26 protein-coding genes, 1 other RNA gene and 1 riboswitch are annotated in these 23448 nt (G+C 38.3%); of the genes, 8 read left to right on the forward strand and 19 right to left on the reverse strand.

The annotated features are described in order from the left end of the window. Nucleotides 1–32: 32 nt before the first annotated feature. A complete protein-coding gene (locus tag ACH6EI_RS17330; protein ID WP_099330772.1) occupies nt 33–527 on the reverse strand; it encodes a hypothetical protein in 495 nt (164 codons plus the stop codon). A gap of 159 nt (nt 528–686) precedes the next feature. On the opposite strand from ACH6EI_RS17330, the gene ACH6EI_RS17335 reads away from it, so the two are divergent. Continuing rightward, nucleotides 687–815, forward strand: coding sequence for a hypothetical protein (locus ACH6EI_RS17335; protein WP_013056148.1), 129 nt, complete (start codon nt 687–689; stop codon nt 813–815). A gap of 44 nt (nt 816–859) precedes the next feature. Here ACH6EI_RS17335 and ACH6EI_RS17340 read toward each other — a convergent pair whose 3' ends face one another. From ACH6EI_RS17340 to ACH6EI_RS17400, 13 genes are all read right to left on the reverse strand, one after another. After that, on the reverse strand, nt 860–2005 hold the full coding sequence (locus tag ACH6EI_RS17340; protein ID WP_028414050.1) for a THUMP domain-containing class I SAM-dependent RNA methyltransferase: 1146 nt from the start codon (nt 2003–2005) through the stop codon (nt 860–862). Between the two features lie 209 nt (nt 2006–2214). Beyond that, entirely contained in the window at nt 2215–3882 is a 1668-nt protein-coding gene (locus tag ACH6EI_RS17345) for a glycoside hydrolase family 13 protein (protein ID WP_028414051.1), read from the reverse strand. Nucleotides 3883–4014: 132 nt separating this feature from the next. Further along, the gene (locus tag ACH6EI_RS17350; RefSeq protein ID WP_028414052.1) at nt 4015–4641 is read right to left on the reverse strand and encodes a response regulator; all 627 of its coding nucleotides are present in this window, start codon (nt 4639–4641) and stop codon (nt 4015–4017) included. Further along, a complete protein-coding gene (locus tag ACH6EI_RS17355) occupies nt 4634–5680 on the reverse strand; it encodes a sensor histidine kinase (protein ID WP_028414053.1) in 1047 nt (348 codons plus the stop codon). The genes ACH6EI_RS17350 and ACH6EI_RS17355 overlap by 8 nt, the downstream gene beginning before the upstream one ends. Further along, nucleotides 5677–6405, reverse strand: a complete 729-nt coding sequence (gene liaF / locus ACH6EI_RS17360; RefSeq protein WP_028414054.1) for a cell wall-active antibiotics response protein LiaF — start codon at nt 6403–6405, stop codon at nt 5677–5679. Before liaF ends, ACH6EI_RS17355 begins: the two co-directional genes overlap by 4 nt. Before the next feature lie 135 nt (nt 6406–6540). After that, entirely contained in the window at nt 6541–7167 is a 627-nt protein-coding gene (locus ACH6EI_RS17365; RefSeq protein ID WP_028414055.1) for a PspA/IM30 family protein, read from the reverse strand. A gap of 36 nt (nt 7168–7203) precedes the next feature. Beyond that, nucleotides 7204–7548, reverse strand: coding sequence for a lmo0954 family membrane protein (locus tag ACH6EI_RS17370; RefSeq protein WP_028414056.1), 345 nt, complete (start codon nt 7546–7548; stop codon nt 7204–7206). A 248-nt stretch (nt 7549–7796) separates the two neighbouring features. After that, an RNA gene (gene rnpB / locus ACH6EI_RS17375) (RNase P RNA component class B) lies at nt 7797–8185 on the reverse strand. Nucleotides 8186–8248: 63 nt separating this feature from the next. Next, nucleotides 8249–8581 (reverse strand): cell division regulator GpsB, encoded by a 333-nt coding sequence (gene gpsB, locus ACH6EI_RS17380; RefSeq protein WP_013056140.1) that lies wholly within the window; start codon nt 8579–8581, stop codon nt 8249–8251. 104 nt (nt 8582–8685) lie between these two features. Next, nucleotides 8686–9237, reverse strand: a complete 552-nt coding sequence (locus ACH6EI_RS17385) for an SLOG family protein (protein ID WP_028414057.1) — start codon at nt 9235–9237, stop codon at nt 8686–8688. A gap of 63 nt (nt 9238–9300) precedes the next feature. Next, a complete protein-coding gene (locus ACH6EI_RS17390) occupies nt 9301–9792 on the reverse strand; it encodes a spore coat protein (RefSeq protein WP_033578437.1) in 492 nt (163 codons plus the stop codon). Nucleotides 9793–10138: 346 nt separating this feature from the next. After that, nucleotides 10139–11389, reverse strand: coding sequence for a ribonuclease H-like domain-containing protein (locus ACH6EI_RS17395; protein WP_099000114.1), 1251 nt, complete (start codon nt 11387–11389; stop codon nt 10139–10141). Nucleotides 11390–11393: 4 nt separating this feature from the next. Beyond that, the gene (locus ACH6EI_RS17400) at nt 11394–13664 is read right to left on the reverse strand and encodes a DEAD/DEAH box helicase (protein ID WP_099000117.1); all 2271 of its coding nucleotides are present in this window, start codon (nt 13662–13664) and stop codon (nt 11394–11396) included. A 121-nt stretch (nt 13665–13785) separates the two neighbouring features. Here ACH6EI_RS17400 and ACH6EI_RS17405 point away from each other — a divergent pair, with 121 nt between their 5' ends. The 3 genes from ACH6EI_RS17405 (at nt 13786) to ACH6EI_RS17415 (ending at nt 16172) form a co-directional block, all read left to right on the forward strand. Beyond that, on the forward strand, nt 13786–14037 hold the full coding sequence (locus ACH6EI_RS17405; protein ID WP_013056134.1) for a hypothetical protein: 252 nt from the start codon (nt 13786–13788) through the stop codon (nt 14035–14037). A gap of 151 nt (nt 14038–14188) precedes the next feature. Continuing rightward, nucleotides 14189–15700, forward strand: coding sequence for a sensor domain-containing diguanylate cyclase (locus ACH6EI_RS17410; protein WP_098113463.1), 1512 nt, complete (start codon nt 14189–14191; stop codon nt 15698–15700). Nucleotides 15701–15860: 160 nt separating this feature from the next. Beyond that, nucleotides 15861–16172, forward strand: coding sequence for a DUF6509 family protein (locus ACH6EI_RS17415; protein WP_028414061.1), 312 nt, complete (start codon nt 15861–15863; stop codon nt 16170–16172). Between the two features lie 270 nt (nt 16173–16442). Here the strand turns inward: ACH6EI_RS17415 and ACH6EI_RS17420 are convergent, their stop codons facing one another. The 3 genes from ACH6EI_RS17420 to ACH6EI_RS17430 all read right to left on the reverse strand — a co-directional run bounded on the left by ACH6EI_RS17420 (nt 16443) and on the right by ACH6EI_RS17430 (nt 17386). Further along, entirely contained in the window at nt 16443–16631 is a 189-nt protein-coding gene (locus tag ACH6EI_RS17420) for a hypothetical protein (RefSeq protein ID WP_028414062.1), read from the reverse strand. A 104-nt stretch (nt 16632–16735) separates the two neighbouring features. After that, entirely contained in the window at nt 16736–16939 is a 204-nt protein-coding gene (locus tag ACH6EI_RS17425) for a cold-shock protein (RefSeq protein ID WP_013056130.1), read from the reverse strand. A 279-nt stretch (nt 16940–17218) separates the two neighbouring features. Further along, nucleotides 17219–17386, reverse strand: a complete 168-nt coding sequence (locus ACH6EI_RS17430) for a hypothetical protein (RefSeq protein ID WP_165573336.1) — start codon at nt 17384–17386, stop codon at nt 17219–17221. Between the two features lie 111 nt (nt 17387–17497). Between ACH6EI_RS17430 and ACH6EI_RS17435 the strand changes: the two genes are divergently transcribed. The 4 genes from ACH6EI_RS17435 (at nt 17498) to ACH6EI_RS17450 (ending at nt 20903) form a co-directional block, all read left to right on the forward strand. Further along, complete coding sequence (locus tag ACH6EI_RS17435; protein ID WP_033578433.1) at nt 17498–18043, forward strand: YhcN/YlaJ family sporulation lipoprotein; 546 nt, start codon at nt 17498–17500, stop codon at nt 18041–18043. Nucleotides 18044–18335: 292 nt separating this feature from the next. Then, complete coding sequence (putP, locus tag ACH6EI_RS17440; protein WP_028414064.1) at nt 18336–19814, forward strand: sodium/proline symporter PutP; 1479 nt, start codon at nt 18336–18338, stop codon at nt 19812–19814. Between the two features lie 100 nt (nt 19815–19914). Further along, nucleotides 19915–20574 (forward strand): SIMPL domain-containing protein, encoded by a 660-nt coding sequence (locus ACH6EI_RS17445; RefSeq protein ID WP_099330771.1) that lies wholly within the window; start codon nt 19915–19917, stop codon nt 20572–20574. A gap of 62 nt (nt 20575–20636) precedes the next feature. Further along, a complete protein-coding gene (locus ACH6EI_RS17450) occupies nt 20637–20903 on the forward strand; it encodes a hypothetical protein (protein WP_028414066.1) in 267 nt (88 codons plus the stop codon). A gap of 34 nt (nt 20904–20937) precedes the next feature. On the opposite strand, the gene ACH6EI_RS17455 is transcribed toward ACH6EI_RS17450, so the two are convergent. Both ACH6EI_RS17455 and ACH6EI_RS17460 read right to left on the reverse strand, forming a co-directional pair. Then, entirely contained in the window at nt 20938–22119 is a 1182-nt protein-coding gene (locus tag ACH6EI_RS17455; RefSeq protein ID WP_048018481.1) for a trans-sulfuration enzyme family protein, read from the reverse strand. Continuing rightward, the gene (locus ACH6EI_RS17460) at nt 22103–23248 is read right to left on the reverse strand and encodes a trans-sulfuration enzyme family protein (protein ID WP_099330770.1); all 1146 of its coding nucleotides are present in this window, start codon (nt 23246–23248) and stop codon (nt 22103–22105) included. The genes ACH6EI_RS17455 and ACH6EI_RS17460 overlap by 17 nt, the downstream gene beginning before the upstream one ends. Before the next feature lie 71 nt (nt 23249–23319). Then, nucleotides 23320–23437: riboswitch (SAM riboswitch) on the reverse strand. Nucleotides 23438–23448: the final 11 nt, after the last annotated feature.

Below are 23448 nucleotides of genomic sequence, written 5' to 3' on the forward strand. Positions count from 1 at the left end.
GGCAAGAAAATCACGCTTCCCTGCCTGCCCCTTTATTCTATAGGATTATTTTTTAAAGCACGCTGAGGTTTCGGTTTCTCTACTATTAGGTGTTGGTAAACGTACATTAAAGCAGCTTTTAACAGAAAGATACCTAGCAAATGGTACTCTTTAAATGTGCCTACCCTAAAAAGCTTTGCACGGCTCATAGCTCGTTGAAAAGGATAAACAAAAAATGTATCTACGATTGCATTTAATAACATATACCTTCCAAAATGGCCATATGTGAACTTTTTAATCCATAAAGAACCTTCTAAAAATGGACCTAAGAGTAAAACAGCTTCACCTGTTAAATATGGATGAGGAGGATTAGGGAATATCCACCACTTCTTTTTTTCAGCAATATAGCTTTCAACCATAATTAAAAAGGAAATAAACATAGTAGATGATAAATAGCGCTTAATATGCTGTCGTCCTATAAAAGGGATGGTTAACCATGAAAGAAGCATCATCCCGCCAAAAACCCGTGCTGATCGATTTTTTCTCATTTTATCACCTCTTAGGTTTTAGTATGAGATTTCCCTTTCGTAAATATGTTAGAAATAAGCTAATCATTTCTCGTTTTAAGCCTGCTATTGAAAAGAAATGAATACATATATTGCCCTGCTACTCGCCCATACTATAAAAAAACATAATGGGGTGAGTACATGCATGATTATTATGACGGACTATATAAATACCTGCTTAATGCTACGTTTTGGTTTATTTTATTAATTGTCGTGCTCGGGATAGGCATGTTTGGAATGCTAGCTTATCGCGGTTTAAAAAAGAAATAACGTAAAAAAGCCAAGCTGTTTTTACACCGCTTGGCTTTTTGTATTTATTGATCGTTGCGTGGAGGACGAGGTCCCCAGTACTGATAGTAGTCTGTTTTAATAAATCCGTTAAATAATTTGCGTTTTTTCGTCGCTTTTTTACCGTAGTACTGTTCAAACTGTTCATGAGATGTAAGCATATAAATCGACCACGTATCAAGCTTAGAAAACGCTTCGCCCATTTCAGCGTACATTTTTTCAACAGAAGGACGATCGCTTAAACGTTCGCCGTACGGAGGGTTACCAATAATGATTCCATATTCTTTCGGCGTCGTAAAATCGCGCACTTGCATTTGCTTAAATTGAATTAAATCTCCAAGTCCGGCTTCAAATGCATTTTGCTCCGCTACTTTTACCATACGATGGTCAATATCATGACCAGCAATATCTAGCACTTGGTCGTAGTTCGCTAAGTCTTCTGCTTCTTCGCGCGCTTTGTCCCAAATGCTTGCTGACATCCACGGCCACTCTTCTGATAAGAAGTCACGATTAAATCCTGGTGCAATATTTTGACCGATAAGCGCTGCTTCGATAGCAATTGTACCAGAACCGCAGAAAACATCGACAAACGGACGATTCGCATTCCACGGCGTTAGCATAATTAAAGCAGCTGCCAGCGTTTCTTTTAAAGGAGCTTCCCCTTGTCCTACGCGGTAACCGCGCTTATGAAGTCCTGCACCGCTTGCGTCAATTGTTAATGTAGCAACATCTTTTAATAACGCTACTTCAATTTTAAACGTTGACCCCGTTTCTTCGAGCCAGCCTGTTGTTTTGTTATAATGTTTTTTCATGCTGTCAACAATTGCTTTTTTTACAATGCTTTGACAATCTGATACGCTGAACAATTTAGATTTAACTGATTTTCCCGATACGGGAAACTGTGCATCTACGGGCAAATAATCTCCCCAATTTAATGCTTTTGTTTGTTCAAAAAGCTCATCAAACGTACGAGCTTTGAACTGTCCAACCTGTACTTTAATTCGATCTGCTGTACGAAGCCATAAATTGCATCGAGCAATTGCAAGCTCGTCTCCTTCAAAGATAACCTTGCCATTATCTACTTCACATTCATATCCTAAAGCACGCACTTCTTTAGCGACTAGTGCTTCAATTCCCATTGCTGCTGTTGCAATAATTTTATATTTCGCCATTTTTCAACCTCATTTTGTTTCTAATTATCTACACTAAGTGTAAAAGTACCATATACATGCGCCGTAGTCAAAGCTTTCTCCGTCTTTTTATCAAAATGCAGAAACTGCTCGCTCTTGGTAGAGCCAGCAGTTTCTTTACATATGTCGCATATAGATTTGTTTTTAAAAGCTTTCCATTTTAAAATTGCGCAATCGGTTGCTCAACTTGTTTATGAAAGTAAGTATACACGTGTTTCATATGGGTGCAGCGTACATTGTTCAAGCGTTTCGTTTTTATCCAACGGATAATTATGAATCAGCACTTCTATGTTTGTAAATGAGCTCTCTGAAGGAAACTCGAACGTTTGATTATTCGGTGACATATTACAAATAACAACAGCGGTTTTACCTTCTAATGTTCGCGTATACGCGTAAATAGCGGAATCTTCTTCTGCCAACAGCTTATAAGTTCCATACACCAGCACATCATGCTGTTTTCTAATTTTAATGAGCTGTTTGTAAAAATTCAGTACCGAATTCTTATCACTTTTCTGCTCTTCTACGTTAATGTCTACGTAATTTGGGTTCACTTTCATCCAAGGGTTTCCGGTAGAAAATCCTGCATTTTTTTCTGTATTCCACTGCATTGGCGTCCTTGAGTTATCGCGGCCTGTTTCCCAAATAACTTTCATAATCTCGTCATGTGAATCGCCTTTTTCACGCTGAATACGGTAGTAGTTAATCATCCCAACATCATCATAATCATCAATAGAATCAAATTTAACATTGGTCATTCCAAGTTCTTGTCCTTGATAAATAAACGGTGTTCCTTTCATTAAAAAGTATAGTGCAGCTAAGCACTTTGCACTTTCCACTCGGTAAGCTGTGCTGCCGAATTTATTTACAGAACGAATTTGGTCATGATTTTCTAAATATAAAGCGTTCCAGCCGTTAATTTTTTCTAAACCATTTTGCCAATTAGTTAAGATTGTTTTTAACTCGATTAAATCAAGCGGTTTTTCTTCTCCTTTATCCCACAGTCCCATATGCTCGAACTGAAAAATCATATTGAAGTTTCCGCCATCTTCAGCTACCCACTCATCTGCGCTGTCCGATGTTACACCATTTGCCTCTCCAACCGTCATAATATCGTATTTGGCAAACGTTTTTTCTTTTAGCTCTTTTAAATGTTCTTGAATTCCCGGTCGATTCATATGCCCTTCAAACGATGGCACATAATCTAGCTTTTCAGGGTTCGGCAGATCTGGGAAGCCGGCCACTTTCTTAATATGCGAAATAGCATCTACACGAAAGCCGTCAATTCCTTTATCTAACCACCAGTTAACCATTTCATAAAGCTCATGACGTACTTTTTCGTTTTCCCAGTTTAAATCGGGCTGTTTTTTAGAAAATACGTGCATGTAATATTCTTTTGTCTTTTCGTCGAACTCCCAAGCTGATCCGCTAAAAATAGATTCCCAGTTGTTTGGCTCTTTTCCATCTTTACCTTCGTGCCAGATATAATAATCACGATATGGATTCTCTTTAGCAGACCTAGATTCTAAAAACCAAGGATGTTCATCTGAAGTATGGTTAATAACTAAATCCATAATCAGCTTCATTCCGCGATGGTGAACTTCATCTAACAGCTCATCAAAGTCTTCCATTGTTCCAAAATCTTTCATAATATCTTTATAATCACTGATATCGTAACCATTATCGTCGTTAGGAGACTGATAAATCGGGCAAATCCAAATGACATCAATTCCAAGATCAGATAAATAGTCTAATTTTGAAATAACCCCTTGAATGTCACCAATTCCGTCGCCGTTTGAATCCATGAAGCTTCGCGGATAGATTTGATACGCAACAGCTTCTTTCCACCATTTCTTTTCCATGTGCTCAACCCCTCAAAATAGTGCTTTTACGTAAGCGTTCGCCTTTACGCATATCGCTATTTTATAATGAATACATGCAAAAAAATAGGTTTTTCACAAAAAAAATCGTTATTCTCTTTTGAATAACGATTCTCACTGCGCTAATTTGTGTTTAAAGGCATAAATGACGGCTTGAGTTCGGTCCTGCACATCCAACTTACTTAATAAATTGCTCACATGTGTTTTTACCGTCTTTAGCGCAATAAATAATTCGTCTGCAATCTCTTGATTTGTTTTACCCTGTGTCATTAAAAGTAAAATTTCCATTTCACGAGCTGTGAGTTCTTCATGAGGTAAAGACGGCTTTCTCATTTTAGACATCATTTTACCGGTTACTTCAGGCTCTAATACAGATTCCCCCTCATATGTACGGCGAATAGCAGCTGCAATTTCTCCTGCTTTAGACGTTTTTAATAAGTAGCTTGTTGCCCCTGCCTCTAGAGCGGGATATACTTTTTCGTCATCTAGAAAGCTAGTGACAATAATTACTTTTGCTTCCGGCCACTGCTTAATGAGCTGTTTTGTTGCTTCAATCCCGTCCATTTCTTCCATGACTAAATCCATTAAAATAATATCCGGGCGCAGCTGAAGCCCTAATTCAACGGCCTGTTGGCCATTGGCTGCTTCAGCTATTACATGAATGTCTGTTTGAGCCGACAAATACGCTCCTACGCCAATACGAACCATTTCATGGTCATCTACTAACAGTACATTAATCATTTTGCTTCTCCTCTCTTTCTACTAACGGTACTTTTACTTCTAGCTTTGTTCCTTTGTCGGGCAAACTAATAATTTTTAATAGGCCTCCAATTTCAACTGCGCGTTCATACATATTTTGCAGACCGTACGATCCGACTTTCTCCTTTTCTACATCAAAACCAACTCCGTTATCCAAAATACGTAAAATAATGGAAAAGTCACGTTTGATCAGCAGCACGTCTAAAGCTGTTGCATTTGCATGACGCAGCGTATTTGATACAGATTCTTGCAAAATTCTAAACAAGTGGTCTTCAATGCCTTTATCAAGTTCAAACCCTTCTATTTTCCAATTTAATTCAAGCGGTACTTTTTGAGCAAGCTCATTCATCAGTTCTTTCATTCCAGCCTGTAGCGATTTTCCTTTTAATGCTGCAGGACGAAGATGAAGAAGCAAAGCCCTCATTTCAAGCTGTGATTGATTAATCATTTTTTCAACCATCTTTAATTGCTTAGCTTCAGAGTCTTGTAGCGTAAGATTGGATTCCGTAATAGCAGACATAAGCATCGAAGCGGCAAATAGCTGCTGACTAACGGAGTCATGCAGTTCTCTAGCAAGCCGATTTCGTTCTTGAGAAACAATTTCTTGCACTTGCTTTTGCTGATTTTCCACTTTTTCCGTTGCCATCTTTTGAGATTGCTGCGCTTGAAGAATCATTTTATGATCTACTTTGTTTAAACGGCTTATAATTCGAGACGTTTCTTGAATAAGCGGTTCATTTGCCGGCATATGCCGGTGGCCATTTTCTATTTCATATAATCGGTTTTCAACATATGCCCACTGCTGTCTCCACATAAACCCCATGATTCCTCCAATCACACTTCCAATCGTAAGGCTTAAACTGAAGGAAAACAGCACAAAAGGCATGCCAAATACGCTCGTTTTCCATAAGTCGCTAAGTTGAAAAACAGGATATGCAAAAAACACGGTAAGGAGCACGGATACAAATACAAAAAAACTTAAGAAAATCCCCCACAATAACTGCCGTTGAAGAATACTCATATCCTTTGCACCTCTAAATCTCCAATCACAACAGTTGTAACAATCTTCACCCTATGAGCAGATTGATCAAATTCCTCTGTTTTGATAGACAAATTTTCATTGAACGAAAAGCCGCGCTGATGGCCAAAAACCGTTACGTTTCCTGCTAGTTTAGAATGATTCACAGATACTTCTGTTTCGTAAGGAATGAGCACTTTAATATTTCCAAACACTTGACGAATAAAGATAACCGCATCGCCTTTTGGCAGAACAGTATTGCTTAAATCAATCACAATGTCTCCCCATACGCTTTGAATATTAATATCATCCCATTCGTATACGGAGTCTTCGGTTCTTTGACTACCAAGAAGTTTATTCGTCAAAACCGGCCGGACCTGCACCAAACTTTGGTTTGGCTGCTGTGTCAACTCGTCAGTTGGTCTAAATTCAACCGGATGCTTTCGTAATTGAATAAATCTAAGTAAAAAGTACAGGAAAAGAGCAATAACTAAAAACTTAAAGGCAACCGTATTAAATATATTCAACACAAGCCCAATAACGCCAATCCAAAATAACATACGCCCTAATTTTCTTCTCATTTTTTTTCGCCCAATATACATGAACGCACCGGCAATTAATACAGAAAAGATCAAGCCGCTGTGAAAAAACATAATTTCAATAAACAGGACAAATAAGCTGCAAATAAAAATGAACATAAGAGATTCTGTTTTGTTTACGCTTTGCACAGCTCCCTCTCCTTTCTCCTCGTAGATGACATAGCGTTCTTTGGATGCTGCAGATATCTATTCTCTCACCTTAAAAAGACGCAGAAACCTACGCCTTTTTTAGAATACCATGTTTTATGCAGAAACACTGATTTTTTACGATGATTTTACTCTTTTTTCTAATTCAGCAATCTTGCTGTCTACCGTTTGTCTGTAGTAATTTGTATTAATTTGATTTTCAAGCTGGTCAATATAGGTTTCCATTTCGTCAAACTGACTGTAGGACGCATAAGATGCTTCCGTTTTCATTACTGAATTCATACGATGGTGCGCACGGGCAATATTTTCGCGCCCCATTAGTTCCATACGGCGAATATGCATATCTTTTACCTTATGCTTCATTTCTTCATACTTTTGTTCAAGCTCTTCTAACTGCTTGGATGCATCTTCATAAGATTCTTTTACACGCTTTGCTCTCTCTTCGTAGTGAGCATGCTCTTTTACAATAAATTCATGTAATTCTGCTTCTTCAGCTGCTTGCGCCACTTGTGCTTGCTCATGACGTTTTTTCATCATGTCAAGTGCCAGATGGTATTCGCGATTAAACTGCTCTTTTAACGTGTGCTGCCGCTCAACAAGCTGCCTTACCTTTTCAGTCTCCTGCTCGCATTGGCGCAAATAGTGATTTAACGAAGCAATTGGATTTTTTTGTTCTTTGTGATCAAGTAATTGATGAAGGTCTGCAGAAATCGTTTCTTTCATTCGAGTAAATAAGTTTCTCATTTTGTTCATCTCCTTAGATAATAAAGTGAAATTTTATTATTTTTGATTTAAGTCAGCCCACTGACGTTCAAAGTGCTTAAACGGATCTTCTTTTTCCATTTTTATAGGCCTGCTGCTGTTCCACTTTTTATATACAATGTAAAGTACTACTGCTGCGATGATACCAGCAAGAGCCGGAAGGTTTGAAACGGTTGTTAAGAGTACGACGACACCAATAAACCCCCAGAACCATTTTTTAAAGGGGGTCTCTGCTTTAACAAACCCTTTAAATGCTACGTACAAAATAACCAAGCCAAGCGCAAGTCCTACCATGGGGCCAGCATTTGCAAGAAGAACGATAGCAGCTACCGCTCCAATCAAAAACAAACCAACTTTTTTCATTTTGTTTCCTCCTTTCGCTTCTCTATATACTTAGTTTAAGGATGATAACGTTTTTTCAAAACGAGCTAGAGCTTTATTTTCTCCTAAGACCTGAGGCTGACAACAAGCTCAGCCTGATTGTACAAAAAAAATGACAGCTTATGATAAGCTGTCATTTTGACATAAAAAAAGCTCTTCCGTTATATGAAGAGCTGGGTTGGATTAAAATATAGTGTATAACAACTATTGTCGATTGCTTTTCAATAACGTTCTGTAAGCCATGTTTTGTACCATTGTACTGCAAGCGGCTAGCTACCTCGTACTCCGGTGGCAATTATCTATCTACAAAATGTAACCATTTTGTCCTTCCTTCCGTTCAGTTCCTTCCAGAAAGTTCCCCTACCATTATTTGGGTTTCTCGCTCGAGGGGTTTACCTCGTTCCACTCTTATCATTTCTGATAAGACTTCGTCACTGTGGCACTTTCAGAGTAGTCAAGCCATATCTTAAAAAGACTTAGGCTTTTTCCCCGCCGTTAGCTTTTAACAGCTACCCTAGCTTATGACTTCGCTAGGCACGAACACTACAGACATCGCAGTCTGTGCGAGCATGGACTTTCCTCTACATCCTCATATGTGATGCAGCAATTACCCGAACGTTATTGATAACGACTTTCCTTAGTATAATAAAAATAGGAGTTGAATGCAACTCCTATTTTTAGGTTATTCGTATAATTTACTTCCAAACACATGTTTTTCTAAGTTTGACAAACGTTTTAAAATATCAAAGTTTGTCGTACCCGCTTGCTGCTGCTGTTGAGCCGGCGGCGGGGTAAACGAAGGTTGTTGCGGCTTTTTAGATAACTCTTCTACTTGCTTTTTTAAGCGTAAATTTTCAGTTTGTAATGCTTCAATTTCTTCATGAAATGCTTCATAATCTTTAATAACAGAATCTAGATACTTATCTACTTCCTCTTGATTATAGCCTCTCATGCCTGTTTTAAATTCTTTTTCTAAAATTTCTTTGGCCGTTAAACGAATTTTATCAGCTAACATCTCTATCACCTCGAATACGATAAACCTTATCTTTATTATAATTCATTTTTTCAAAAATAGCTTCAAATGTCAATTTATCTTTTAAAATGTTTCGTCAAGTGGCGTTAAAAAGACGAAAATTTTTCTTCATCCACGATATCTTGTAAGTCGTGAGACGTCACCATTATAATAGGGTATTCTTCTCGTTCAGCACGCTTTTTAGCCGTTTCTAACATATATTTAGGACTTCCTTCGTGCTCTTCGTCGTAAACTAAACAAATACCTTCACTTTTTTCTACTAAAAATTGATTTTTCAACCGAAACTGTGCTGGACTTTCATATTTCTTTTTTGTGATGCTATCTACATAATCTGCTTGACTTAAGACGAATTCATACAATTCTTTATTGACGTCATTCCATTTTTCTTCCTGCTCCAAAAATGGTGTTAAAACAGCTAACTGAAGCTCGGGATAATCGAGCTGCAGATCAAATACCACTTCTGCTGCCCAAATCTCTACTCCTAGCTGGCCACTAATCAATACCCATTCTAATCCATCTTCTACTAATTCCTGTAATTTTTTATAGAGCGCTTTTTTTATGTATGTAATGCCTTGATGTTTTTCATTAAAAATTCCAAGTTCGAATGGCTTATAACCAGTAACCGTTAGCACCTTCATTATATAACTCCTTTGTAACAAAATAGAATAGGAACTGATGTAATCAGCTCCTATTAACGTACATTATCTAAAATACCCTGAATTAGGTCCTTGATGCGCGCCTTTTGTATGACAGCTTCCTTGGCCGCAACCTTTGTGTCCAGGATAACTAGCGCCTGCTACTTGACCTGGGTAACCTCCTTGGCCTGGAAAACCAGCTCCACCTACTTGACCTGGGTAGCCTCCTTGGCCTGGATAACTAGCACCTGCTACTTGACCTGGGTAACCAGCACCTGCTACTTGACCTGGGTAGCCTCCCATTTGACCTGGATAGCCTGCTCCACCTACTTGAGTTGGATATTGCTGCGCACCGCCAAAAAACTGTTGATTTGAAGTTTCATTTACAACAGATTGTGTTTGCGGGAAGTAATGCACGTGCTTCACATTTGTATGATTCACCAATGTATTATGACTTGGATGAATGTGAGGTACAACTACCTCCTGAGAAGTAAACTGTGTGCAGCATTTTGTTGGATGCACAATTGGTGGCATACATTTTGTTGGTCTTGGATACATATCCTTTTTCCCCTTTCACTGTTTAGTTATTACACTATTACAATATGTGAAGGGTAATGTACATGTACTAAGACAAACACCTATTTTTGACCTACATAAAGGAGTTATACGAATTTTTCAAACTGCTTAAGACAATTACTGTTAAACAAATTAATGCGAAAAATGATACTAAAATCACATTTTTCATGAGGCCTCTCTCCATCTCACCAAAGTTCTGTTTTTAAGCTGTAAGAATCAGTCTTACATTGACTAATTTTATCAATGACTGAAAAATAGAACAATATAAAACGTCTACAAAAACAAAAGAATAATAATTCTGAATATTTTAAAATAAATCAGCTGAAGCCTATCCTTTAGCTGATTTATTTTTTAATCTAAGAAGTCTTTTTTCAAGCGCTTCCTTCGACGTTTTTTTCGTCATTCCCTTGAGTTGATTCCACTTCTCCGAGGCTAGCTCAGTATATAGAAGTGCTTGATGAACATCTTTGAGACGATGCTCATAAATTTTAGCTAACTCAACCAGTGCTTCTATAGCGACGTCACCTTCACATGTTTGAACCAAGGGTTCAAACATGTCCACTGCCTCTTTCCAACTCTTCTCTTTTTTATAATGATAAGCCATCGCTAGCTGAGCTTTTTTATGCTCTTCTTTTTCTTTTTCCGCTACGCCTTGATAAAGAGAGAAAGCGTGCTTGTTCTCCCCCAACTGCTCATACCACCTTGCCACTTCATATGTTTCTTTTTCTGTAAACTCCTCACTAGTAAGGAGATGTTTTGATAAATGAATGTATAAGGTAATAAGCGATAAAATATCATGTTCATTATGTTTCATAATGTCGAATAAGCCTCTTGGATTTTTCGTTTCAATAAAATCAAAATAAATCATGGGAGCTAAGAAACCGGGAATATCATCAACTCGTTCAATTCCAAGTATTTCTTTTTCGACATTCGCAAGCTTAACCGAACCCATTTTATGTTTCCACAGCCTTCTTGACGCATGCAGTAAATCAAAGTGACCGAACTTAGGCAGCTTGGGCAAATGATCTCTCAATAGCGTATGGCGAGTCTTGACGTGAGGCCAATCGAAAGATTTACCATTATAAGTCACAAGCGTCGTGTAGTCTACTTCTTTTAAAAAACTTTCATAAAATGCTACTTCTCCACTTGGCTCGGTTAATATATGCTGACGAAAAACGACGGAATCTTTTAACACCCTTGCGTATCCTAGCAAAAAGATAGTCGTTCCCGTACCTGTACTAAGCCCCGTCGTTTCCGTATCAAAGAAAAACAAATCTGAATATGTGTGGCCTTTTGATGAAAGCGGATGAGCAACTGTAGACTGATTCCATACTTCCACTACTTTTTTCAGCTCATTAAATTCATAATGTCCATGCTTGTAGTCGAGCGGGTAAACCACTTCTCTGATCATACAGTAGCTGTCTTCGGCAAAGTAAGGCGCAGCATGATTTCCCTTCCATTCCTGCTCATAGGGAATAGACGCGCCCTTAGATCGCTGGGGGTTACTTTCAACCGGAGGCTTCGCTTCTGTAACATGAAGATGCTTTTTCATACGGTTTAATTTATTTTTAAAAGACACGAGTTCACCTACTTTGCAGTTGTTGTAGCAGTACGAGCGCATCGCTTTTCGCGTGTTCTCCCTGTGCTTCCATACCAATACAGGAAGGACAGCCGCTTTCGCAAGAACAATTTACAATCAATTGATTAGTTTGACTTAGCACACCATTCATTTGTTCGTATACTTTATCGCTTAGGCCAATGCCTCCCGGGTATCGGTCATATAAGAAGATAGTGGGCTGTTCATTGTGCACCGCTTTTATCTGAGGCACTACATGTAAATCAGAAGGATCGCACATCACCATAAGCGGTGCAATTGACTGAATGGCATTTGCCACGGAAATAAGAGCTTGTTCCAATCGTTCTTCAGATTCGTGAAACTGTTCTTTTTCAAAGCTTAGCCACACGGCATTTGTATGAAGCTCTTCTTCCGGAAGTGAAATGGGCCCTGACCCTATGTTTTCATGCGTCTCAAACTTTATTTTTTTAAATATCGTCGCCATGGCGCTGACCATTACATCGCCATAACTGATTGAATATGTCCCTTCCAGTCGTTCTTTATCAGCTTCTAGAACCTTCAAGTTAACCGCCAAGTTTGCATCGGTAAAATAATCTACATCGACTTCACGAACATACGCTTTTTTCTCATCCCAGTCCAAGTATTCTACTTGATACTGAATGCCTTGATGCAAGTAAATCGCCTCATCATGAAGAAGCGTCATAGCACTAAAGCGATCCATTTCTCCAATTACTTTCACATTTGCAACGTCTGATTGATCAATGATGACAACATTTTCTTGGGATGCAGAGCGCAGACTGATATTATGAGCTGGGAAGGAATCATTCATCCAGTACCATTTATCTCCGCTAAAATGAATCACTCGTTCTTCTTGCAAAAACTCCAGCACGTCTTCAATTTTTACCCCATCAAATGTTTCTCCCTGCTTAAACGGCAGCTCATAGGACGCACATTTTAAATGATCGACTAAAATAACAAGATTATCAGGATTAATTCGAGCTGTTTCTGGATTTCTGCTAAAAAAGTAATCCGGATGCTGAATCATATACTGATCAAGCGGACTTGAACTTGCGACCATCACAATGACGGCTTCTCCATGACGTCTTCCTGCTCGTCCTGCTTGCTGCCAAGCGCTTGCAACCGTGCCTGGATAACCTGTCATTACACACACCTGCAGCTGTCCGATATCCACTCCTAGCTCTAAAGCATTCGTACTGACTACCCCGTAAATACTTCCCTCTCGAAGTCCTCTTTCTATTTCGCGTCGCTGCTTCGGCAAATATCCTCCTCGATACCCTTGAATAGACTTATGTTGAAGCTGGTTTTTTACGAGCTCCTGCAGATACGTTAAAATAATTTCCACTCGTACTCGGCTTCGTGCAAATACAATCGTTTGAATTTTATTTTTCAAAAACTCTCCTGCAATATTTCGCACTTCAAGCGTAGCACTTCTTCTAATGTTTAAAGGTTTATTCACAATAGGCGGGTTATAAAAAATAAAATGTTTGCGGCCGCTAGGCGCTCCGTTGTTATCTACTAACATAACATGAGCTCCCGTTAAATGTTCAGCGAGTTCTTTTGGATTAGCGATGGTCGCTGATGTACAAATAAAGATAGGATCGCTTCCATAGTAGCGGCAAATTCGCTTTAACCGGCGGATAACGTTGGCTACGTGGCTTCCAAAAACACCGCGGTACGTATGAAGTTCATCAATCACAATGTATTTCAGATTCTCAAACAGTGATACCCATTTTGTATGATGAGGTAAAATAGCTGAATGAAGCATATCCGGATTCGTAATAACGATATGCCCTGCTTTTCTCACCTTTTGGCGGATATTTGCCGGAGTATCTCCATCATACGTGTAGCTATTGATTGGCACTTCCATTTCTTCAATGATTTCATTTAATTCACTTTTTTGATCTTGGGCAAGCGCTTTTGTTGGGAACAAATAAAGAGCTCGAGCTTGATCGTTTTCCATAATACTTTGCAGTACCGGCAAGTTGTAGCACAGTGTTTTCCCCGAGGCTGTTGGCGTAACGGCCACAACATTCTTCTTAGCTGTCGCCAAATCAAACGCTGTTTTTTGATGCGTATAAAGCGAACCAATTCCTCGTTTTTCAAGTGCTTCCCGCAGTTTCGTATGCAAAGAAGCTGGAAATGGCGCAGTTTTAGCTTCTTTCTCTTCGATTGTATGCCAATGAACAATATTTTGCTGATACGATGGATTCGTTTGCAAGATATCTATTACTTCTTGTAAGTTTTTTCGTATTCTCATTTTCATCACCTGCTTCTATTTTAACGAATGAACGTTCGATAGAAAACCATAAGTTTTTGTATGTTTTTGGTGGATTCGGACATGGTATTAATACAGTAAATTTTTCAAGGAGATGTTAAAAATGGGAAGTCCTTATCTTTGCCCCAGCTGCAAAACAAATCGAACGCGCTTTAATATCATTGAACAAAATGCAAAACCTGTAAAAATGGACCCAAGAAGTGGAGACGTCGTAGAAGAATACACAAACGATACGCTCGATGCCTTTCACGCTGCTTATAACGGACCCCAAAAACGCATTCAGTGCGGAGCTTGCGGCTTAGTAGAAGATGAAACCATGTTTGTACGGCATGCTGAATCAAATAAACTTCAATAAAAAAAGGTGGGGCCCTTTGGTCTCACCTTTACTCCTATAACTCTTAGTGCTTTTTCTTGATGGAAAAGCAGACATTTTCATCTAAAAAATTCATGTCTTTTCTTATACAAACATGCTAAAATACCTAAAAAAAGATATGGAGATGATGGTCATGTCATTTCTTCTTTCGCTTTTACCTTTCTCCTTTCTGAAGAAATTTCGTTTCCCTTCAGGAAGAGAAGTTAATGAAGATAAAATGTTCGATAAAACGAATACAGAAATGCTTCAACAAAGAGTCAAGCTAGTTTCACTTGCTCTTGTCATTTCCTACCCTCTTTATATTTATATAGGGTTTTCTTTACTTCAACATGCGGGGACATCTCAGTTTAGACATACACTAATTGGTATTCATTTCACTAGTTTCGCTCTCTCTTCTCTTTATTTATTCTTCTATTATTTTAGTAAAAGAAAAGAGCGATTTGCTAACTACTTAAGCACCATGGTATATGGCTATATATTTTATTACGTATTTGCTGCAGCACTTTCTACTATTAACAGCCAGCTTTTCACAGGTCGCGTAGACGTCTATATGATGCTTTTGATTTCCACAGCTGTTTTATGTCCTATGAAATTAAAACATCTGTGCATTATTTTTATTCCTAACCATCTTTTTTTACTATATGGCTTATCACGATATGTACCGGATTCTTTTTCTCTTATTTCAAAGCAGATCAATACAACTGCAGCAGTTGCTATCGCTTTGCTTATCTCATATATTCTCTATACATACCGTCACAAAGAATATATGAATCATTTAAAGCTAAAAGAAAGCGAACATAATTTTTTTACGCTGTTCAAAATTAATCCCTATCCTTTACTATTAACGAGATTATCCGACCACAAAGTGCTGCTCATTAACAATAAAGCTATTCATTTTTACAATCTTGCTTCTCAAGATCTTGATCAACTAGACGGATTTATAATCTACCCTACTGATGAAGATCGAGAGGAGATTTTAAAACGTCTTCAACAAAAAAAGCATGTAAAAAACTACATCCTAGAAGCACGTGAACATGGAGATTCTAAGTGGGTTATGATCAATTATGAATTACTAGAGTATAGAAGCGAAAGCTGCATACTCGCAGGTATTACCGATATAACCGATTTAAAAGCGGTTGAGCATGAATTGAGCTTGCACGCTTCAACTGATATGCTAACCGGAATTTTAAATCGAAGAAGCGGAATGGAAAAACTGCAGCTGGAACTGCTGAGAGCTAAAACCAATGATACATCTTTTGTATTATGTTTTATCGATATTAATTCCTTAAAACTAGTAAATGATCAATACGGTCATAGAGAAGGCGACTGGCTTATTAAAACAATAGCAGAATCAATTAGTGGTTATATTAGCAAGGATGATACGCTCTTTCGCTACGGAGGTGATGAGTTTTTATTAATTGCTCCTGAACAAACGGAAGAATACGTACACGAGCTATGGCAAAATATTAATAATCAGCTAGAAGATAAAAAGAAAGAATGTAAGAAGCCATATGCACTGTCTGCGAGTTACGGGTTTATTATATGTGCGCCTTCAGACGACACCAACCTAGATACATTAATTCAAAAAGCAGATGCTGCCATGTATAAGCAAAAACATACGCGCGTTTCTTCCATCTTTAAGTAAATCATCGAAGTCCTTGCGCCATCGCATCAAGTAGATTCGCTAAATAGAATGACCAAGGAATAAATCCGTGCATGAATTACGCATGCACTTTCTTTCTTTGCAAAGAAAAACTATAATAGATGATGCAAGTATTTTACTGATATATGGAAAGGACGTACATATGTTTACAATTAAAGAATATACAGCTGAACAATTGCAGGATCCATTTGGTCTCCTTCTAGGTGAACGCTATGAATTTCATTTATACATTGAGGTAGAAGAAGAGGATGAATTATATACCGGCAGCGACCTAGCACTACGCGTAGTATATATTAAAGGCGAAGATAACACTTCTATTGCCCAGACTCATTTCTACGAAGTTTCAACAAATAAAGTATTAGACTTCGACCTAGAAGAAGAGGAAGAAGCAGCTGTCAAAGAGTTTTGCGGGAAGCATTTACCTTCAGAGGAAGGGACAGATAAAGAGGAATAATTAAAAGCGGCTGGAACAAAAGTAGTTTAGTAAAAATCCGAACGATGAATTGAGATTCCTGATGGAGAATCCAACTCGTTCGGATTTTTTCGTAGTGATGGTGAACTTAGGTTTCATGTATGTAGGTGCTTATAGCTGTTGATTGGAGGGCAAGGCTCAGCGCCCGCCCGCGGAAAGCGCAGTCTTGCACGGAAACCAACAGCTATGTAACAAGCAATTCATACTAGAGAATCCATTCCATTTGTTCGTCTTTAGATGGGATCGATTTCGTTATGTATCAATATCTTTTTGATTTCGTTTTTCCATTAGCTTTTTAACTACTTCTTTTGGTTCCCAGCATGTAAACTGATAAGCAGGACGAGTTTCATAGCCTAGTCTCTTGCATTGATACTTCATTCCCTTATCCAATTTAATGCTTTGAAAATGTTGACATGTGGCACAGCAATGAAATGAACTCACGCCTTCCCTTCTCCCCTACTTTAATCTATTTTCTTAATCATACAAATAAAACAAATTCGCACAAAAAAAGCTGCCGATCGGCAGCTTTCATATGTAGCGTTGAATTATAATTTTACAACATTCTCCGCTTGAGGTCCACGTTGGCCTTCAACGATTTCAAATTCAACTTTTTGGCCTTCTTCTAATGTTTTGAAGCCTTCAGATTGGATAGCTGAAAAATGAACAAACACATCATTTTCGCCTGGTACTTCGATAAAACCGAAGCCTTTTTCACTGTTAAACCATTTTACTGTACCTGTAGTAGCCATGTAAAAAAACCTCCAAAAAATGTAAAAATTTTAATATGTTACTCTATATTTACATTTATACCGTAAATAAAAAATTCACATATTATAAAAGAGACCTACGCGAAGTAGATCTCTTTTATAACAAGTGAATTTTCACTAAATCTAATTCGAGTATATGGTCAAAACATAGTATTAATTATATTTGGTTGCGTTTACATTATACTATACCTATATGTAGAATGCAAATATTTGGCCACCTTTAACATATGGCTCATCTGTTTTACAAGATATTTACCTTCCTTACGTCAACATGTTATCAATATGGGCGTCGATAATTTCTTTTCGTTTATTTTGCAGAGTTTCAAATAATAGCTTAGCTTCTTCTGAAGTTAACGCAAACGTTGTTGTTTCTTCATGGTTTTCTTCTTTTGTATGAAGCACAAATATGCTTTGTCGGATTTCACTCATACATATTCCTCCTTTTTCGATAGTATAGGCTTTTTTATATTTTTCATGTATGCTTCACACGTTTTTAACAAATTATAAGAAAGGTTAAAACTTATAAGGAGTGATACTATCATGAAGAAATCGTTTTTGTTTGTTGTAGGCTGCATGACGACCCTTTCTTTATTCGGCTGCAGCACAGCAGATCAAGGTAAAGATGGCGTCATTGACGATAATACAGTCCGCAACGTCACATATGAAAATGGAAACAATAAAACGAAAATGAATGACGTAAATAATACGCAAGACGTACAGCGTAATGAGAAAGAACAGTACAATCAGTCCGGCGGAATGAGAGTAGCCGATGTGGCAGCTGATCGTATCGTAGCGTTAAAAAATGTAAAAGATGCTAACGTAATCGTAACCGACCATACAGCTTATGTAGCAGCTGTATTAGACGATAACAAAGAAGGCAATCTCACAAAAGATATGGAGCATAAGATCGCACACGAAGTACGAAAAGCCGACGGCAGTGTTCATCGAGTGTTTGTATCAACAAACCCCGACTTTGTAAACCGTATGAATGGATATGTAGACAAGCTTCAAACGGGTAAACCAGTCTCTGGACTGTTTGACGAGTTTTCAGAAGTTGTTCGCCGCGTGTTTCCAAATTCACGCTAATATACATGAATGTCAAAAGAGCATTTTATAAAATGCTCTTTTTATTTTACCCATTGCATAAAATATTGCATAAAAAATGCACTTATAAGTTTCTGAATATTTTTATTTTATTTTATTTTGAAAACGTTTTCATTTCTTTATTATAGAGGGATAGGGGATTTTCGCCTCATGTATTTTACGGTTTTGTGGGTTGATAGTAAGGGAAAAGTTTGTTAGTTTTAGAAACCATAAGATGTTTGCATGGCGAGCAGTGCTCGTTTCATGCATAAAAAATGCATAAAGGGGAGATTTGGTGGATATTGGTGTTTATATTTCACTGGGCATTTATTTTGTAGGAATGCTCGGAATAGGATGGTATGCCTACACAAAAACAACTCAAGACGTATCGGGTTACATGCTAGGCGGACGCGGACTAGGTCCGGCTGTTACTGCGCTTTCAGCAGGTGCTTCAGATATGAGCGGATGGATGTTAATGGGCCTTCCTGGATCCATGTACGTGACAGGTCTTTCAAGTTTATGGCTTGCAGTAGGTTTATCTATTGGTGCTTATTTAAATTATTTAATCCTCGCTCCGCGTCTTCGCACTTATACGGAAGTAGCGAATGACTCCATTACAATTCCGGACTTTTTTGAAAATCGCTTTGGGGACCATGCCAAGGTTCTTCGAACAGTATCAGCGATTGTTATCTTTATTTTCTTCACTCTTTACACTTCAGCTGGTATGGTATCAGGCGGAAGATTGTTCGAATCGGCATTTGGTTTAAATTACCAAATAGGACTATTTGTAACGGCTGCTGTCGTTATTGCCTATACTCTGTTCGGCGGTTTCTTAGCCGTTAGTTTAACAGATTTTGTGCAAGGCGTTATTATGTTCATTGCCCTTGTTTTAGTGCCTATTGTAGCCTTTACTGACTTAGGCGGCGTTGGAACAACAATGGATATTGTAAAAAATATCGATCCAACTTACCTTGATTTATTTAAAGGTACAACCGTAGTAGGGATTATTTCTTTTTTAGCCTGGGGACTTGGCTATTTTGGTCAACCTCATATTATCGTTCGCTTTATGGCAATCTCTTCTATTAAAGAATTAAAGCCTGCCCGTCGTATCGGTATGAGCTGGATGATCCTATCAATCATTGGCGCTATGTTAACGGGTCTTGTTGGAATTGCTTATGTGGATCAAACTGGGATGAAACTTGGGGATCCTGAAACAATCTTTATTAAATTTGCTGATGTTTTATTTAATCCATTAATTACTGGATTTTTATATGCAGCTTTATTGGCAGCGATTATGAGTACTATTTCTTCTCAGCTGCTTGTAACGGCAAGCTCTGTTACAGAAGATTTTTATAAAACATTTTTCCGACGTAAAGCCTCTGACAAAGAGCTTGTAACAGTCGGAAGAGCTGCGGTTTTAGGTGTTGCAATTATTGGTATTTTGCTTTCTTTAAAGCCTAGTGATACGATTTTAGGACTTGTCGGATACGCATGGGCTGGATTTGGTTCTGCATTTGGCCCGGCCATTTTACTAAGTCTTTACTGGAAGCGTATGACTAGATGGGGAGCCCTTGCAGGAATGATTGTAGGTGCAGCTACAGTATTAATTTGGGTAAATACTCCATTGAAAGATGCCCTTTACGAAATGATTCCTGGATTTTTCTTAAGCTTGCTGGCTGTTATTGTAGTAAGTCTGTTAACAAAAAAGCCTTCAGAAGCTGTAGAAGATCAATTTAGAAACATGGAAAGCGTATTAGAACAGCATACAAAATAGTAAAAAAAGTACACAAGTTACGACTTGTGTACTTTTTGCTTTTAATGCAAGCCCTGCAGTCATATATATGTACTAAAGACGGATTAAGGAGGTTTTTTACATGCAACATTCTTATTTCCCTTATGAACCTACACAGCCACTGCGCGCAGATACACAAAATAGAGAAATTAAAGTAACTGGTGAAGGAAGTGCTTCAGCCATTCCAAATGAAATTTCCATGACGATTGGAACGCGCACGGAAAACCGAGACGTTCAAGAAGCCTTAAAAGAAAATTCAGCTGTTTCAAATACTCTGCTGCAAGAGATACAAAAACTTGGAATCAATGACCAGCAAATTGAAACAGCTTCATTCACTATAAATCCTAAATATGATTACAGCGATGGAAAATCGACTCTTACAGGATACGAAGTACAGCATTTGTTTAGAGTAAGAGTACAAGATGTAAAACAAGCTGGCGATGTTTATAACGCTACGTTTTCAAGCGGAGCCAACGTAGCGCAAGATCTTCAATTTCACGTTACAAATGATGATAAATATGAACAAGAAGCGATAAGTAAAGCTTTGCTTAACGCTAAAGAAAAGGCCTTTACCATTGCCAACACGCTGCAGCTCCCTATTAACCAAATCCCCATTTTAATCGAAGAAGGCCCCGTCTATCAGTCATCTGGCTCCTCGCCTAAGTTATTAGCAGCCTCTCCCCCTATCCAAGCTCAGTCCTTGACTGTATCCGCTTCTGTAAAAGTTACGTACACGTATTAATACTTATGATAAACTATAGATTATTATAATGAAGAAACTAATCTAAAGGAGCTCTTTGCACAATGACTTCTGAACATTTACTAGCAGCTTATCAGACCCTATGGTTGAACCGTTCTTTCGCTTCTAAACAAGCCCTGACAAGTGAAGATCAGCTTCACGAAGCCATTCTGAAAGATTTAAAAGATGAAATGACTCATCCACGCGTTCGGCAAACACCGTATGTAAAATATCATCTTGGCATAAAAAGAATTCTAAACAGCAGTCTTTCCTCTGATGAAAAAGTTGCGCTTACGTCCCTATACACAAACCTTTTAGATAGCTGTATATAACAAAAAAAGGACTTCCTTAATGGAAGTCCTTTTTTTATTTAATTAACGCTTTTTCTTCTAAGCTTTGAAAAACAGCGTTAAAGTCTTGCTTCAAATCCTCGAATTCCTCTAGCCCTACTGAAAGGCGAAGAAGTGAATCAGTAATTCCTTTTTCTTCACGTACTTCTTTTGGGATACTTGCATGAGACATTGTTGCAGGATGCGTGAGAATGGATTCAACTGCACCTAGACTAACTCCAATTGAAGCTAATTTGACTCCTTGTAAAATATGTCGTGCTACTTCTTCATCCTGCACTTGGAAAGAAATCATAGCTCCGTATCCATTTGCTTGTTCTGAAATGAGTTTGTGGTCCGGATGACTTTTTAAGCCTGGGTAGTATACACGGCTCACTAGAGATTGTTCTTCAAGCCACTTTGCAAACTGCAGCGCTGTTTTTAACTGCTGATCTAAACGAACTTTTAATGTCTTAATGCCTCGAAGCAGTAAAAAACAATCCTGTGGCCCCAAGATAGCACCAAAAGCATTTTGTACAAACTTTACTTCTTCCGCTAGCTTTTCATCGCTTACTACAACTAAACCGCCAATGACGTCACTGTGGCCGCTGATATATTTTGTAGCACTATGAATGACAATATTTACACCAAGGTCAATCGGCTGCTGTAGATAAGGTGTTAAAAACGTGTTATCCACAATTGTAAGGAGATTGTGCTCCTTCGCCAAACTTGCTACTGCTTTAATATCCGTTACCTGTAAAAATGGATTTGAAGGGCTTTCGATATAAATAGCCTTCGTATCTTTTGTGATAGCTTCTTCTACTTTCTCAACCTTCGTTGTATCAACAAAAGTTGTTTTGATACCAAACTTTGAAAATAGTCGTGTTAATACACGATATGTCCCGCCGTACGTATCGTGTGAAACTAAAATTTCATCTCCTGATTCAAAAATAGATAACACCGATGAAATAGCAGCCATACCTGATGAAAAAGCAAAACCAGCGTATCCATTTTCTAGCTGAGCAATAGTGTTTTCTAAAGCCTCACGCGTTGGGTTTCCTGAACGAGAATAGTCATAGCGGCCGTTGTTCGTCTCATCTTCTTGATTAAATGTAGATACCTGATAAATAGGTACGTTAACCGCTCCAAAATGACCGTCAATTCCTGTATTTGCATGAATTAAGTTCGTACCAAATCTATGTTTATTATTGTTGGTATGCATCAAATGCCTCCTTCAAATCTTTAATTAAATCATCTGCGTGCTCAATTCCAACTGATAATCGAAGTAAACAGTTTGTTACTCCGACACGATTTCGAATTTCCTCCGGAATATCAGCGTGTGTTTGACGAGCTGGGAATGTCATTAAACTTTCCACGCCTCCTAAGCTTTCTGCAAATGTAATAACTTTAACATTTTCTAAAAGTACTGACACGATGTTAGGGTGTGAGACAGCAAAAGAAATCATGCCTCCAAATCCAGTTGCTTGTTTCTTCATGATTTCATAGCCCGGATGTGTTTCAAGACCAGGGTAATACACTTTTTCCACGAGATCATGAGCAGTAAGCCAATTTGCAATTTTCAGTGCGTTTTCGTTATGTTTTTCCATACGAAGCGCTAGCGTCTTAATACCGCGCAATAACAGCCAGCTATCCTGTGGACCTAAGATTGCCCCAGCTGCATTTTGATAAAAACGAATTTTCTCTCCTAAGCTACTACATCGAGCGACTACAAGACCAGCAACTACATCATTATGACCCCCAATGTATTTGCTTGCACTATGTATCACAATATCTGCTCCGAGCTCTAAAGGACGCTGATAGTAAGGGGACATGAATGTATTGTCAACGATAGTAAGCAAATCATGCTGTTTAGCTAACGCAATTGCTTCTGGCAAATCAGTCACGTGCATCATTGGATTTGTAGGTGTTTCAATAAATAGAGCTTTCGTGTTGGGACGAAGCGCATCTTTTACTTGCTCGAGATGGGCTGTGTTGACGTACGAAACAGTAATTCCTTGCTCTGAAAAGATTTCATTTAGTACTCGGTACGTTCCTCCGTATAAATCCTCTGATACAATTAAATGATCTCCGTTTTTAAATAGTGCTAAAACTGCCATTACACCCGCCATTCCTGAAGCGAATGCTACTCCTACTTCGCCTTTTTCTAAAGCAGCAATTGCTTCTTCCAATGCTGTACGAGTAGGGTTTGCCGTACGTGCATAGTCAAATCCCGTACTTTGCCCTAAAGCAGGATGAGCAAATGTTGATGCTTGGTAAATGGGTGTTGTAATAGAACCTGTTGAAGGGTCACGACCTACTCCTGAACGAACTAATAAAGTTTCAATTTTCATCTATTTCTCTCCTTAACTCAAAATAAAAAACACTCTTCACAGATGGAAGAGTGTTCGTTTATACACGATTTCTCTCATCTGTTAGAACAATACTGATGTTCCACAGGAATTAGCACCGTTCAAATGAATGTTTCATTTGATGGTTGCCGGGCATCGCAGGGCCAGTCCCTCCGCCACTCTTGATAAGAGTTCTATATAAT

Origin of the sequence: Priestia sp. JSM ZJ58 (assembly GCF_044383985.1) — a bacterium.
Classification (GTDB): Bacteria; Bacillota; Bacilli; order Bacillales; family Bacillaceae_H; genus Priestia; species Priestia zanthoxyli.

Excerpts from the sequence above, each read along its gene's own strand:
- ACH6EI_RS17330 (WP_099330772.1), bottom strand. The coding sequence starts at position 527 with ATGAGAAAAAATCGATCAGCACGGGTTTTTGGCGGGATGATGCTTCTT.
- ACH6EI_RS17335 (WP_013056148.1), top strand. The coding sequence starts at position 687 with ATGCATGATTATTATGACGGACTATATAAATACCTGCTTAATGCTACG.
- ACH6EI_RS17340 (WP_028414050.1), bottom strand. The coding sequence starts at position 2,005 with ATGGCGAAATATAAAATTATTGCAACAGCAGCAATGGGAATTGAAGCA.
- ACH6EI_RS17345 (WP_028414051.1), bottom strand. The coding sequence starts at position 3,882 with ATGGAAAAGAAATGGTGGAAAGAAGCTGTTGCGTATCAAATCTATCCG.
- ACH6EI_RS17350 (WP_028414052.1), bottom strand. The coding sequence starts at position 4,641 with ATGATTAATGTACTGTTAGTAGATGACCATGAAATGGTTCGTATTGGC.
- ACH6EI_RS17355 (WP_028414053.1), bottom strand. The coding sequence starts at position 5,680 with ATGAGTATTCTTCAACGGCAGTTATTGTGGGGGATTTTCTTAAGTTTT.
- ACH6EI_RS17365 (WP_028414055.1), bottom strand. The coding sequence starts at position 7,167 with ATGAGAAACTTATTTACTCGAATGAAAGAAACGATTTCTGCAGACCTT.
- ACH6EI_RS17370 (WP_028414056.1), bottom strand. The coding sequence starts at position 7,548 with ATGAAAAAAGTTGGTTTGTTTTTGATTGGAGCGGTAGCTGCTATCGTT.
- gpsB (WP_013056140.1), bottom strand. The coding sequence starts at position 8,581 with ATGTTAGCTGATAAAATTCGTTTAACGGCCAAAGAAATTTTAGAAAAA.
- ACH6EI_RS17385 (WP_028414057.1), bottom strand. The coding sequence starts at position 9,237 with ATGAAGGTGCTAACGGTTACTGGTTATAAGCCATTCGAACTTGGAATT.
- ACH6EI_RS17390 (WP_033578437.1), bottom strand. The coding sequence starts at position 9,792 with ATGTATCCAAGACCAACAAAATGTATGCCACCAATTGTGCATCCAACA.
- ACH6EI_RS17400 (WP_099000117.1), bottom strand. The coding sequence starts at position 13,664 with ATGAGAATACGAAAAAACTTACAAGAAGTAATAGATATCTTGCAAACG.
- ACH6EI_RS17405 (WP_013056134.1), top strand. The coding sequence starts at position 13,786 with ATGGGAAGTCCTTATCTTTGCCCCAGCTGCAAAACAAATCGAACGCGC.
- ACH6EI_RS17410 (WP_098113463.1), top strand. The coding sequence starts at position 14,189 with ATGTCATTTCTTCTTTCGCTTTTACCTTTCTCCTTTCTGAAGAAATTT.
- ACH6EI_RS17415 (WP_028414061.1), top strand. The coding sequence starts at position 15,861 with ATGTTTACAATTAAAGAATATACAGCTGAACAATTGCAGGATCCATTT.
- ACH6EI_RS17425 (WP_013056130.1), bottom strand. The coding sequence starts at position 16,939 with ATGGCTACTACAGGTACAGTAAAATGGTTTAACAGTGAAAAAGGCTTC.
- ACH6EI_RS17430 (WP_165573336.1), bottom strand. The coding sequence starts at position 17,386 with ATGAGTGAAATCCGACAAAGCATATTTGTGCTTCATACAAAAGAAGAA.
- ACH6EI_RS17435 (WP_033578433.1), top strand. The coding sequence starts at position 17,498 with ATGAAGAAATCGTTTTTGTTTGTTGTAGGCTGCATGACGACCCTTTCT.
- ACH6EI_RS17445 (WP_099330771.1), top strand. The coding sequence starts at position 19,915 with ATGCAACATTCTTATTTCCCTTATGAACCTACACAGCCACTGCGCGCA.
- ACH6EI_RS17450 (WP_028414066.1), top strand. The coding sequence starts at position 20,637 with ATGACTTCTGAACATTTACTAGCAGCTTATCAGACCCTATGGTTGAAC.
- ACH6EI_RS17455 (WP_048018481.1), bottom strand. The coding sequence starts at position 22,119 with ATGCATACCAACAATAATAAACATAGATTTGGTACGAACTTAATTCAT.
- ACH6EI_RS17460 (WP_099330770.1), bottom strand. The coding sequence starts at position 23,248 with ATGAAAATTGAAACTTTATTAGTTCGTTCAGGAGTAGGTCGTGACCCT.